11 protein-coding genes are annotated in these 13,256 nt (G+C 36.1%); 4 read left to right on the top strand and 7 right to left on the bottom strand.

What is annotated here, in order from left to right; all coding sequences use genetic code 11:
• The first annotated feature begins 391 nt into the window (after positions 1–391).
• Positions 392–748, top strand: a complete 357-nt coding sequence (locus ACZDYH_RS22820) for a YgzB family protein (protein WP_000025058.1) — start codon at positions 392–394, stop codon at positions 746–748.
• A gap of 106 nt (positions 749–854) precedes the next feature.
• Here the strand turns inward: ACZDYH_RS22820 and ACZDYH_RS22815 are convergent, their stop codons facing one another.
• The 7 genes from ACZDYH_RS22815 to ACZDYH_RS22785 all read right to left on the bottom strand — a co-directional run bounded on the left by ACZDYH_RS22815 (position 855) and on the right by ACZDYH_RS22785 (position 5,738).
• Positions 855–1,274, bottom strand: a complete 420-nt coding sequence (locus ACZDYH_RS22815; RefSeq protein WP_000759736.1) for a GNAT family N-acetyltransferase — start codon at positions 1,272–1,274, stop codon at positions 855–857.
• 170 nt (positions 1,275–1,444) lie between these two features.
• Positions 1,445–1,873 (bottom strand): peroxide-responsive transcriptional repressor PerR, encoded by a 429-nt coding sequence (gene perR / locus ACZDYH_RS22810; protein WP_000237829.1) that lies wholly within the window; start codon positions 1,871–1,873, stop codon positions 1,445–1,447.
• A gap of 300 nt (positions 1,874–2,173) precedes the next feature.
• Positions 2,174–2,629, bottom strand: coding sequence for a thioredoxin-dependent thiol peroxidase (bcp, locus tag ACZDYH_RS22805; protein WP_000633710.1), 456 nt, complete (start codon positions 2,627–2,629; stop codon positions 2,174–2,176).
• A 44-nt stretch (positions 2,630–2,673) separates the two neighbouring features.
• Complete coding sequence (locus tag ACZDYH_RS22800) at positions 2,674–3,078, bottom strand: potassium channel family protein (RefSeq protein ID WP_000964343.1); 405 nt, start codon at positions 3,076–3,078, stop codon at positions 2,674–2,676.
• A 72-nt stretch (positions 3,079–3,150) separates the two neighbouring features.
• Complete coding sequence (locus ACZDYH_RS22795) at positions 3,151–3,936, bottom strand: ABC transporter permease (RefSeq protein WP_000965773.1); 786 nt, start codon at positions 3,934–3,936, stop codon at positions 3,151–3,153.
• Positions 3,937–3,940: 4 nt separating this feature from the next.
• Complete coding sequence (locus tag ACZDYH_RS22790) at positions 3,941–4,732, bottom strand: ABC transporter permease (protein ID WP_000521519.1); 792 nt, start codon at positions 4,730–4,732, stop codon at positions 3,941–3,943.
• Positions 4,725–5,738, bottom strand: a complete 1,014-nt coding sequence (locus ACZDYH_RS22785) for an ABC transporter ATP-binding protein (RefSeq protein ID WP_000843655.1) — start codon at positions 5,736–5,738, stop codon at positions 4,725–4,727. Before ACZDYH_RS22785 ends, ACZDYH_RS22790 begins: the two co-directional genes overlap by 8 nt.
• Before the next feature lie 127 nt (positions 5,739–5,865).
• On the opposite strand from ACZDYH_RS22785, the gene hemL reads away from it, so the two are divergent.
• The 3 genes from hemL to ACZDYH_RS22770 all read left to right on the top strand — a co-directional run bounded on the left by hemL (position 5,866) and on the right by ACZDYH_RS22770 (position 13,244).
• Positions 5,866–7,164: a glutamate-1-semialdehyde-2,1-aminomutase gene (gene hemL / locus ACZDYH_RS22780; protein ID WP_001011863.1), complete on the top strand. Its 1,299-nt coding sequence runs from the start codon at positions 5,866–5,868 to the stop codon at positions 7,162–7,164.
• 198 nt (positions 7,165–7,362) lie between these two features.
• The gene (locus ACZDYH_RS22775; RefSeq protein ID WP_166695289.1) at positions 7,363–11,799 is read left to right on the top strand and encodes a glutamate synthase-related protein; all 4,437 of its coding nucleotides are present in this window, start codon (positions 7,363–7,365) and stop codon (positions 11,797–11,799) included.
• 356 nt (positions 11,800–12,155) lie between these two features.
• Positions 12,156–13,244 (top strand): aromatic acid exporter family protein, encoded by a 1,089-nt coding sequence (locus tag ACZDYH_RS22770; protein WP_000765787.1) that lies wholly within the window; start codon positions 12,156–12,158, stop codon positions 13,242–13,244.
• Positions 13,245–13,256: the final 12 nt, after the last annotated feature.

The raw sequence follows: 13,256 nt of genomic DNA, 5'->3' as shown, positions 1-13,256 counted from the left end.
ATCTAGCATCTAAAATAAAAATTGACGTTTCACGTTGTTTGTTTCGTTCAGTTTTCAAAGAACTACTTGGTCGCTCATTTGCGACTTCCTTATGTTAACATCTTCATTTTTCAATGTCAACTAAGTTTTTTAATTTCTTTTTTGTCGTTTTCTGCGTTTCCGCATCAGCGACGGTTATTAATATATCATGCAGTATATACAGGGTCAATACTTTTTATAAAAAAATTTCACATCCCGTTAAAAACTTAAAATCCGCTTTAAAAATCATTATAGCGTCCATTCATTCTTGGCTCCCCTCCTATTCATTTCATATCTTATCTCTTTATCAATTCACACGGGAGTGAAAATTCTAAATTTTATGTTATATTATTAGTATAGGAGCGTGGTGAGAATGAGCATTAAGTATTCAAACAAAATCAATAAAATCCGGACCTTTGCATTAAGTTTAGTATTTATCGGCCTCTTCATTGCATACTTAGGTGTCTTTTTCCGCGAAAACATTATTATTATGACAACGTTTATGATGGTTGGCTTTTTAGCTGTTATCGCTAGCACTGTCGTTTACTTTTGGATTGGTATGTTATCTACTAAGACTATCCAAATTATTTGCCCAAGCTGTGATAAGCCAACCAAAATGCTGGGCCGTGTCGATGCATGTATGCACTGCAATCAACCTTTAACACTAGATCGAGATCTAGAAGGAAAAGAATTTGATGAAAAGTATAATAAGAAGAGTTATAAATCATAAGTATCAAGGGAAATACGAATTTGCAACACTACAAACGTTTCAACTCATTAAAAAGTTGATTTCTTAAAAAATCAACTTTTTAATTGTTTTATTAAATTTATTACACCTATTTTTTCGAAATAACAGCAAACATCCCTGTCATATTAGGCGAATAATCTTTAAAATCATATTTTTCGTAGAATGATGTTTTACCTTGCGACGCAAACAAACCAATGAATGCTTTATCTGGAGCATTCCCATTTAAGTATTCTACTAAAGTATTCATTATTTTCTTTCCAATACCATTCTTTTGATACTCTGGATGAACCACTATATCTTGAATATAGAAATAGATAGCCCCATCACCAACAATTCTCCCCATGCCGATGATTTGATTATTATCCTTGACTGTTATACAGTAAATCGAATTTTGAAGTGATATTTCCGCCACCTCAAAGTTCATATAGTTAGTCCATCCCACAGAATCACATAAATATTTATATTCTTCCAATGTTGGAATGTTATTTTTAATCTCATATTTCTTCAAAATGTCCCCTCCAAGAATTCATTTCCACCAATACAAAGTAAATTCGACAAACTTTTATCTAACCCTTCTTACTAACTTAGCACTGTAAATCCCGATTAACCTCACGCTAATCCTTATATAATAAAGAAAGAGGCTGACGTATAGCCGTCAGCCTCTTTCTTTATTATATATTACGCCTTATGACACTCTGGACAAACGCCATAAATTTCTAAGCGATGACTATTGATAACGAAGCCTGTCGTTTTCGCAGCTTCCTCTTCCAGCTTTTCCAAGCCTCCATAAGGAAAATCAACAATCTTACCACATTTTTCGCAAATCACATGATAATGTTGACTTGTAACATAATCAAATCTACTTGAAGCGTCTCCATAAGTTAATTCCTTTACAAGTCCAACCTCTTTAAACACACGTAAGTTATTATAGACAGTTGCAACACTCATATTTGGAAACTTACCTTCTAATGCTTTATAAATATCATCCGCTGTTGGGTGCGTCATTGATTCCACAAGGTACTCTAAAATAGCATGACGCTGTGGAGTAATGCGTACACCCGTATTTTTCAGCATTTCTAGCGCTTCTTTTAATTCTTCTTTGACCACCGTCATGCACCCCGATTCTATACGGATTATTATTTTATAATTCTTATAAAGAGTGTACTCCTTTTCTTATAAATCGTCAATATTTCTACTATAAGTATGTAGTTTATTTTTATATTCAGGACTTGTTTTTATGTATCTTTCCCTTTTTTCTTCATATATTCCATAGAAAAAAGTGCGACATAATCGCACTTGGAATACTATCATCTGAGGAGGTATGCCCTACACTTCCACTTTATGTAAGGCAGTAAAATATGTATAGACACTTGCCTTGTTTCTGCATATTTTATCTCCAATGTAGATTTATTTTATATAAGAAAGAACATCCTCAATATGTCCTTTCACTTTCACTTTACGCCACTCTTTTACAAGTTCACCGTCTTTATTAATAAGGAATGTAGAACGCTCGATTCCCATATACTCTTTCCCAAAGTTCTTTTTTAACTTCCAAACATCGTATAACTCTGCTACTTTATGATCTTCATCTACTAAAAGTGTAAATGGCAATTCATGTTTCTCAATGAATTTCAAATGTCTATTCGCTGAATCAGGACTTACTCCAAGAATAACCGTATCCTTCTCTTGAAATACTCCATACGCATCACGAAAATCACATGCTTCAGTTGTACACCCTGGCGTCATATCTTTCGGATAAAAATAGAGAACTACATTTTTACCGCGGAAATCAGCTAGGCGAACTTCTTCTCCGTTACTTCCCTCTAATGTGAATTCTGGTGCCATTTCTCCTACTGTAATCATAGTTATCACTCCTACTCTTTTCCTTTACTATAACAAATGCTTCCTTATTTTTCATTGTCTATTACAGACCTCATCACAAAAGCAAAAGGGAGTGTATATCCAATTAGCGCTTCTGCGATTGCAATCCATCGCCCAATTCCAATCGGAGATATGTCACCATATCCAACAGACAATAAAGTAACTGCGCTAAAATATAAACAAACTTCGACGAGTTGAAAAGAATGAGCGTTCAAACTTTCTCCGTCCTCTTTCAAAACTGCGAAACCCATTTCCTCTAATACAACGTAACTTAATCCAAATGCGATTAGTACTGTTGTATAGATTAAAAATAATGTGGCCAAATTATAGAGCGAAAAAAAACGCGTTGAATCCGAATAGGAACTCCATAATAATTGGACACTTTTCAAAATAGCGATTGCTGCAATTAATAGAATAAATCCCCATAACATGTCCTCCACCTCATTTTATATGTATGAGGTGGAGAACTGATTTATCCCTTAGAAACGAACAAGCTTCTATAATTAATTACCCGCGCCACGATACCTTTTTACCCCTTGGTTCCAGAGGGTGATTGCAATCGTAAAACAGATAACACCAACAATTGGCGTCGCAAATGCATAACTATTCCATTCTGTTTTTCTTAAAAAGTATGCCGCTGGATATACTCCAACAAACGCAAACGGTAAAACAAACGTTAAAATGAAACGAATTACACGATTATAAATATTAACAGGATAGCGCCCGTAATTACCTATGTTATACATAAGAGGCATAATTGAACTTTTCGCATCCGACCAAAAACCAAGGCTCGCCAGCGTAACAAATATACCTCCATATACAAGTGCTCCTCCTCCTACCATCAATATAAATAAGAAGAAATCATACCAGTAAAAAGATAATTGTAACTCCACAGCTGCATATCCCATTACAACAATCCCTGTAATAGCTCCAATTAAAGATTCAAGTTCCATTCTTTCTAATATAATTTGAAATAGGCTATGGATCGGCCGCGTTAATACACGATCCATCTCCCCTTTAATAATGTATCGATCATTAAAATCCCATATATTAAAGAAAGCTGAAAAGATGGCAAATGGTACTAAAAAGAAACCATAAATAAAGATTACTTCTTCTCGACTCCATCCCTTCAATGCTTGTGTATGCCCAAATACAACGAGAATAAATATTAAATTAACTGCTTGAAGCGATAAATCAGAAAGTAAACCAACGATAAAATCGCCTCGATACTCCAATTTTGTTTTTATATATTGACTTGCATATTGTAAAAATAAGTTTATATATAGCATCTCATCATCCCCCTTGTACAATTAGACGTTTTCTCGCCGTTCTCCACATGAGTACAATTGGAATAATAAGTACAATCGCCCAAATCACTTGAAATACTAAAGCCTCATACAACTTACTCCCCTGTATACCTTCAGAAAAAATCATACTTGGAATATAACTAATAGCCTGAAACGGTAAAAACATCATTGCTTTTTGGGCCCATAGCGGATAAAAACTAATTGGTAATAATAGACCTGAAAATAAATCAATAACAACGCGTTTTGCATACATAATCCCACTATTATTAAATAGGAAAAACGTAAGCATTCCCGTCATTAAATTAATTTGTGTATTAATAATAAAACTAAATATTAAAGATAAGAAGAAATATAACCACGTTTGAAAATTTGTTGTAATTTGCAACGAAAATAATAACGTAACGATAACCATGCCTGGAATGGAAAAGAAGGCAAAACGAAATATTCCCTCGCCAAGACCTTGCATAACTTTCATTCCCAAATAGTTATACGGACGAATTAATTCTACAGCCACACGTCCTTCTTGAATCTCCATCGCAATTTCCCTATCTATATTATTAAAATAGAAGGCACGTGCCATCCACGCGATTGCAATATACGTGGTCATTTGCGAAATAGATAAACTTTCAATATTCTCTTTTCCGCTATAAATTGCTTGCCATAAAAAATAGTAAGCACCGATATTAATCGTATAAATTAAAATCCCGCTATAGTAATTTGTACGATACGCAAGCATCATTAAAAAGCGAATTCGAATCATTTCAATATACTTACCCATGCGTAATACCTTCTTCATAAATGTTACGAATAATTTCCTCTGTAGACACTTCGTTAATTTTTAAATCTTTAATTTGAAAGGCTTGTACTACTTTAGAAATAAGCATTGAAATAATAACTTCTTCATTCGGAATTTTTGCAACCCATGCATTTTCCTCTTTTGCTTTCGACCAAACGACATGATTATCTGGCATAACCATTGATAAAGCCTGATAGGAAACTGGTGCAACAAACTGAAAGTGAATTTCCTTCTCCGCTCCCCACTGCGTACGAAGATTATTTAAAGAACCGTCATACATAATATTTCCTTCATCCAGCATGATAACGCGCTCACATAAAGCTTCAATATCAGTAATATCGTGTGTTGTTAATAAAATTGTTGTTTTATAACGTTCATTCATTTCTTTTAAAAATTCACGTATTTTCAATTTCACAAGTACATCTAACCCAATTGTTGGCTCATCTAAAAATAATAACGGTGGATTATGAATTAAGGCTGCCGCTAATTCACAACGCATCCTTTGACCAAGAGATAATTTTCGAACTGGTTTATCTAATAAGGGCCCTATATCTAACGTTTCAATTACGTGTTCCATATGCTCCTTATACTGAGCGTCTGATACACCATACACTTTCTTTAATAAACGAAACGATTCTTGTACTGCAATATCCCACCAAAGTTGCGAACGCTGTCCAAAAACAACACCAATTGTTCTTACAAATTCTTCTCTTTGTTTATGTGGGTTCATTCCATTTACTGTGATTTGCCCTGATGTCGGAGTTAAAATCCCCGTAAGCATTTTAATTGTTGTTGATTTACCAGCACCGTTCTCACCGATATAACCAACCATTTCACCTTGCTTTACAGTAAAAGATACATCATTTACTGCTGGTACTATTTTATAATTACGGTTTAATAAATCGCGAAATGCACCCTTTAAGCCCGGACGACTTGAATAGGCTGTAAACTCTTTACGTAACCCTTGTACCTCAATTACCGATTTCATAATCGGACCCCCCTCCTAAATGTCACAACGAATAGTTTACCCAACTGCCTTCGCTATCACAAACAATACGTCTTTTCGAAAAACATGTTAGAATAATACATAGATTTTTGTAAGGAGATGAATTGTAGTGAATTTCACAAAGTCAGAAGCATTACATAAAGAAGCTTTAGAGCATATCGTTGGCGGTGTTAACAGTCCTTCTCGTTCTTTTAAAGCAGTTGGCGGCGGCGCTCCTGTTGCTATGGAACGTGGGAAAGGCGCTTATTTCTGGGATGTAGACGGAAATAAATATATCGATTATTTAGCAGCATACGGTCCTATTATTACTGGACATGCTCATCCGCATATAACAAAAGCAATTACAACAGCTGCTGAAAATGGGGTACTTTATGGAACACCAACAGCGCTAGAGGTAAAATTCGCAAAAATGTTAAAAGAAGCAATGCCTGCATTAGATAAAGTCCGTTTCGTAAACTCTGGTACAGAAGCAGTGATGACAACGATTCGTGTTGCTCGTGCTTATACAGGTCGCACAAAAATCATGAAATTTGCTGGTTGTTACCACGGTCATTCTGATTTAGTACTTGTGGCAGCTGGATCTGGCCCTTCTACTTTAGGAACTCCTGACTCAGCTGGCGTACCACAAAGTATCGCACAAGAAGTTATTACCGTTCCATTTAACAATGTAGAAACTTTAAAAGAAGCTTTAGATAAATGGGGTCATGAAGTAGCAGCTATCCTTGTAGAACCGATCGTTGGAAACTTCGGTATTGTAGAGCCTAAACCTGGATTCCTTGAAAAAGTGAATGAACTTGTTCACGAAGCTGGCGCACTAGTAATTTATGATGAAGTTATTACTGCTTTCCGCTTTATGTACGGCGGTGCTCAAGACTTACTTGGTGTTACACCCGACTTAACAGCGCTTGGTAAAGTTATTGGCGGCGGCTTACCAATCGGTGCTTACGGTGGTAAGAAAGAAATTATGGAACAAGTTGCTCCGCTTGGACCTGCATACCAAGCTGGTACAATGGCAGGAAACCCTGCTTCTATGGCATCAGGTATCGCTTGTCTAGAAGTACTTCAACAAGAAGGGCTTTATGAGAAATTAGATGAACTTGGTGCAATGCTTGAAAAAGGAATTTTAGAGCAAGCAGCGAAACATAATATCGACATTACATTAAATCGTCTAAAAGGGGCTTTAACTGTATACTTCACAACTAATACAATTGAAGATTACGATGCCGCACAAGATACAGACGGTGAAATGTTCGGTAAATTCTTCAAGCTTATGCTTCAAGAAGGAGTTAACTTAGCACCTTCTAAATACGAGGCATGGTTCTTAACTACAGAACATACAAAAGAAGATATTGAATATACAATCGAAGCTGTCGGCAGAGCATTTGCTGCCCTAGCAGACAATAAATAATCCCTTCATTAAAAGGAAAAAAGAAAGCTCACCTTTCTTTTTTCCTTTTTTCTATTTCATAAATCACGCATTAATAGTATAATTATTCATAATTATCTGTTTTATATTCTTTTACAGCATTACTATCTCTGTGTACAAGGTGATTTGCACCTTAAATAGCAAGATTATTCTAACTTTTACAAGAGGGGGGATTGACGGATGCTCAATAAAAAAAATACATGGACACCGTCTTTATTTCGAGATTATAGAAATGCAGAACATGATGCGTGTGGAATCGTTTCCGTTATGGAGAAACGAAAAATTGCTACAAAAGAAAACATTGACCTTTGCATACAATCACTCGTCAAAATGAATCATAGAGCTGGTTTCATTAATGGCGAGGGCGATGGCATCGGCATTCACATTGATATACCAAAAACGCTTTGGAATGAAAAACTAAAAAGTAGCGGATATAATCCAACGATTGTGGATCATCCCCACTTTATCGTTGGACATTTTTTTCTAAATAAAAAAGAAAACATTACTGCCTTAAAAGATTATATTCGTACGCAATTAAACAACAAAAACTTTGCAATCATTTTCGAAAGTGATGATGCAACAAACTCAGATGCGCTCGGTCCACTTGGTAAACAAGAAGAACCTTTATTTTGGCAAGTTGCCCTTATCGCAGAAAACGAAATTACAAATATTGAGCAAACATTATTTTCTGTCACAATAAAAATAGAGGAAAACGAAGCAATTCATGTTGCTTCATTAAGTCATGATCATGTTGTATATAAAGTTCTAGGTGCTGGTGATACGCTTGTTGCCTACTATAATGATTTACAACATCCGCTTATCGCTTCAACTATGACATTAGGACATAACCGCTACTCTACTAATACATTATCTAATTTTTTTCGTGTACAACCATTTAGCATTCTCGGACATAATGGTGAAATTAACACAATTGCGAAATTACGCGATCAAGCTGAAATGATTGATGTACCACTTACTGCAGGAGGCAGTGACTCTCAAGATTTAAACCGCACCTTAGAAACCCTACTTGTTCAATACGGCTACAGCTTATTTGAAGCAATGGAAATTCTATTCCCACCAATTATTAATGAAATTAAACTTTATGAAACACCTTTACAAGATTTATATACGTATATACGTGAAGCATGGGGACATTTTGCACAAGGACCAGCTGGCATCATTTCCCGTTTTAAAGATGAAGCTGTTTTCAGCGTTGATTCCCTTGGATTACGCCCAGTATGGAAAGTAGAGACAGAGAGCTCTTATATTTTCTCTTCTGAACCTGGAGTTGTATCACCAACTAAATATGTAGCAGAACCAAAACCACTCGCTCCTGGAGAAAAAGTCGGATTAAAATGGAATGAACAAGATGAACTTGTTCTTTATGAATATGACAAATATCAAATCCAAGTATATAACCGTTTTAAAAAGCGAATTGATACTACCAATTACCATTTAAATTTATCTATCCCTGAAACGAAAAAAATCCAAGGGCTATGTGATTCTGTTCAAGTTGAAACGAAACAATACGTCGCTTTCGGATGGGACCGAGAACATATTCAACTTCTTGAACAGATGGCAACAAAAGGCGTTGAGCCAATACGCTCACTTGGGCATGACTCACCACTTGCCGCACTCGATACTGATAGACGAAATATCGCTGACTTTATTAAAGAAAGTGTAGCTGTTGTTACAAACCCTGCAATTGACCGTGACCGTGAAATTGAACACTTCTCTACACGTACTGTACTTGGAGAGCGTCCAAGTTTATTAAGCGGCGCAAAACGGCCATTTGTAGTTGAAATGCTTTCACCAATTATTTTAGAAGGCAGCGTGGCACAACCTATTGCAGAGGAATTACACACAATTACGTACGAACAACTCATAGAGCTATTTAAGACTCATAACTCTATCGCCACAATCTCTGCTACATTCAGCTCGTCAGAAACTCTGCAATGCGCATTAAGCCGCATTAGTTCTGAAGCGATAGCTGCTGTTAACAATGGCGCTTCCCTACTAGTATTAGATGACGCAAAAGCCCATCTAAATGAACGATTGTGGATTGATCCACATTTAGTTACTGCTAAAGTACATCAAGCATTAAGTGAAAATAAATTACGCCGCAATTGTTCTCTCGTTATACGTTCTGGTGCTCTTCGCTCCTTACATGACATTGTCACGCTATATGGATTAGGAGCAGATGGTATTAATCCATATTTATTATTCGCGACTGTAAATGATGGAACAAAAACACCAATTACGAATCTATATAATGCACTTAATAAAGGATTAGAAAAAGTCATTTCAACAATTGGAATTCATGAGTTATGTGGTTACGGACGTCTCTATTCATCTATTGGGTTACATGAAGAAATCGCAAATATATTACAGATTACAAATTTCTTCGGTTCAAATGATTTAGCCTTTTCACTTGAATCACTTGTTGAAGATGCAAAAATACGAGCAGAGGATTATAACAATCCTAAAATTAGAATGCGAAAATCATTTCATATATTCCCGCGAATTTGGAAAGCAATCGGCGATGTTGCAAAAGGAAATTCTTATGATGATTACCGTGACAAGTTAAGTGAACTAGAAGAGAATAATCCAATTGCAATCAGACACCTTGTTCAAACGAAACAAACAAAACATGTCGTTCCAACTGAAGAAGTATCTATCGGCATCAAAAATCATAATTTACCATTTATTATTAGTTCTATGTCATTTGGTTCTCAAAACGAAATTGCCTTTCGCGCATATGCAGAAGCAGCCGATCAGCTAAATATGATTAGCTTGAACGGTGAAGGCGGCGAAATTAAAGATATGATTGGAAAATATCCACATACACGTGGACAACAAGTGGCATCTGGGCGATTTGGAGTAAATGCCGAACTACTAAACTCATCAAACTTAATTGAAATCAAAATCGGTCAAGGCGCAAAGCCTGGGGAAGGTGGGCATTTACCTGGTTCAAAAGTGACAGCCAAAATCGCTGAAGCACGTAATGCGACAATCGGCTCAGATTTAATTTCACCTTCTAATAACCATGATATTTATTCAATTGAAGATTTAGCTCAAATGATTACAGAAATTAAAACAGCTAATCAACTTGCCAAAGTAGCCGTGAAAGTCCCTGTTGTTCCTAATATCGGAACAATTGCTGTCGGTATCGCCAAAGCTGGCGCTGATTTTATTAACATTAGCGGATTCGATGGCGGAACAGGCGCTGCACGTATTCACGCATTGCAGCATGTAGGTCTCCCTGTAGAAATTGGTGTTAAAGCCGCTCACAACGCTTTATTAGAAGCAAGCATGAGACATAAAGTAGAGATTTGGGCAGATGGTGGTATTCGAAGTGTAAATGATGCCTTGAAAATCATGCTCCTCGGAGCAAACCGTATTGGATTTGGCACACTATCAATGATTGCAATCGGCTGTACTACTTGCCGTGGGTGCCATCTAGATACTTGCCATGTTGGAATTGCGACACAAATCGAGTCTGAAGCACAAGCAAAAGAACATGGGTTACGCCGCTTCGTCCCACGCGAATTAGAAAGCGCAGTTGCTGGCCTGCTAAATTTATTCACCTCTTTCGGTGTAGAACTAAAACGATTAACAGGACAGCTTGGTTATACAAATTTACAAGCAATTGTTGGGCGTTCTGATTTATTAGAGCAAGTTCGAGGCGAAAATTTATTAAACTTACGTAATTTACTACAAATAATAGAACATCCATCTGTTACAACAACAGAAGGCGTACCGGAAAAACAATTTAAGACAGTTCATTCCGCTGACTCAAAAGAATTGGTAGGCGTTGGTGTAGAGCAACGCGTTATGGGTGGTCTAGAATCATGTTATCGCGTTCGCAGTAAACTATATGAAGCTACTCAACTTGAACCACTTACATTAAAGTATACGAATGGTTCTATTCCCGGAAATGGGTTAGGTGCTTACAATAGTGAAAATTTATTTATACACGTAAATGGCGGCGCACAAGATGGCATTGGTAAAACTTCCTTTGGTGGTGGGATTTATATAACGAAATCAAAAGGAAAAGACGGAGTATATTATAACGGTTCTGTCGGAAAAGGATTTGGATATGGTGCACAAAAAGGGGCACTATACGTGCAAGGGAACGCTGATGCTCGCGCTGGCATTCGCCTTTCTGGGGCAGACATGATAATTGGAGGTAGAATAACAAAACCACTCCGTGAAAAAGAGCAAGGAAATATAGGTGCATACTCCAATATTAAAGGTTTTGCTTTTGAATATATGACAAATGGGCGAGCGCTTGTTTTAGGTGACCCTGGTCCATGGATTTGCGCTGGCATGACTGGCGGTGTTGTTTATTTGCGCCGTGATTCAAACTTAGGCTTAACAGAACAGGCCTTAAAAAGAAGAATCGCAAAAGGCGCAAATGTTACATTACAACCAATTAGTAAAAATGGTTTGAAAGATGTAACTGAATTATTGCTAGACTATATTCGTGTACTAAACGAGCACGAGCAATATGAGGAAGTTGCTTTGTTAACACCATTATTAGATGATATACAGAACAAGTTTTTTGAGATTATCCCGAAAAAAGAACAGGCAGATCCATCTATCTCAACAGAGTAAAATGAGTAATTTTCATTATTAAGAAAAAATTGACGAAGTACGCTTCTCATAGTAATCTATAGTAACAATTTGAGACCTGCTGAAATTCAGCAGGTTTTTTTACTAAAAACTGATGTTTAAAAGGAATTAGGAAAAATTATAAAGTGAAACTTTAATTAGCCTACACCAATCGGACGTTTACCGGCATCCAGCTTCTGAATTTTGAGGCGTGAATCTTACTACTCACAATTAGCGGGATAAAATGAACACTAATTTCTTTTAACGTCACTAAAATATCACTTGCTAACATATTGTAATGAATGTATAGTATCATGTTGTACATTCATTATGACAAGAGAAAGGATCTTATTAAGGGTATGAAACTTGGTGCTCGCATTTTAAAAACGGGTATTGCCATCACGTTAGCTTTATTTGCTTGTATTTTACTTCAATTACCGAGTCCGGTATTTGCGGGAATTTCAGCTATCTTTGCTGTCCAACCGTCTGTATACCGTTCTTATTTAACAGCACTTGAACAAATTCAAGCAAATGTAATTGGTGCGATATTTGCTATCGCATTTGCTACTGCTTTTGGACATAATCCTTTTATTATTGGATTAACATGTATATTAGTAATTGCTCTTACATTACAATTACGATTAGAAAACACAATATCAATTGCTTTAGTAACAGTTATCGCCATTATGGAGTATCAAGGCGAAGATTTCTTTAGTTTTGCCTTACTTCGATTTGCGACGATTATGATTGGTATTATTGCGGCTTCACTTGTAAATTTAGTATTTATGCCGCCAAAATATGAAACAAAACTTTATCATCGTATCGTTGATAATACAGAAGAAATTGTAAAATGGATTCGAATGAATAGCAGGCAGGCTTCTGATTTTACAACGCTAAAAACTGATATTGATCGTATGAAAGAAAAAATGATCAAACTAAACCATTACTATTTGCTGTATAAAGAAGAAAGAAGCTACACGAAAAAAGTAAAGTTCGCAAAAATTCGTAAGCTCGTTTTATTCAGACAAATGTTAGCGACAACAAGCCGTGCTTTAAGTACGTTAAAATCATTACACCGTACTGAAAATGAACTGCGCTATATGCCGGAAGAATTTCAGGAATCTATCCAAAACGAACTTGACTCATTAACGCATTATCATGAACAAGTTTTATTAAAATTTATTGGTAAAGCAAAAAAACAACAATCAGTTGAAATGCTTGATGAAGTTGAAACAGGTAAACAAGAATTAATTGATATCTTTATGGAATATCAAAATAAAGACGATGAAGAAGCATATAAAACATGGTTACATCTCTTCCCTCTTATTTCTTCCATCATTAACTATAGTGAAGAAGTAGAGCATTTAGATTTGCTTGTAGATAGCTTCTACACATACCATAAACCAGAAAAAGAACTCCAAATCGATGATAAAAAAGAAGACGAATAAAAAACAGCTCCT

The sequence above is a fragment of the Bacillus sp. EB V-12 genome (assembly GCF_056158125.1).
This window is presented reverse-complemented; position numbering and strand designations above follow the sequence as displayed.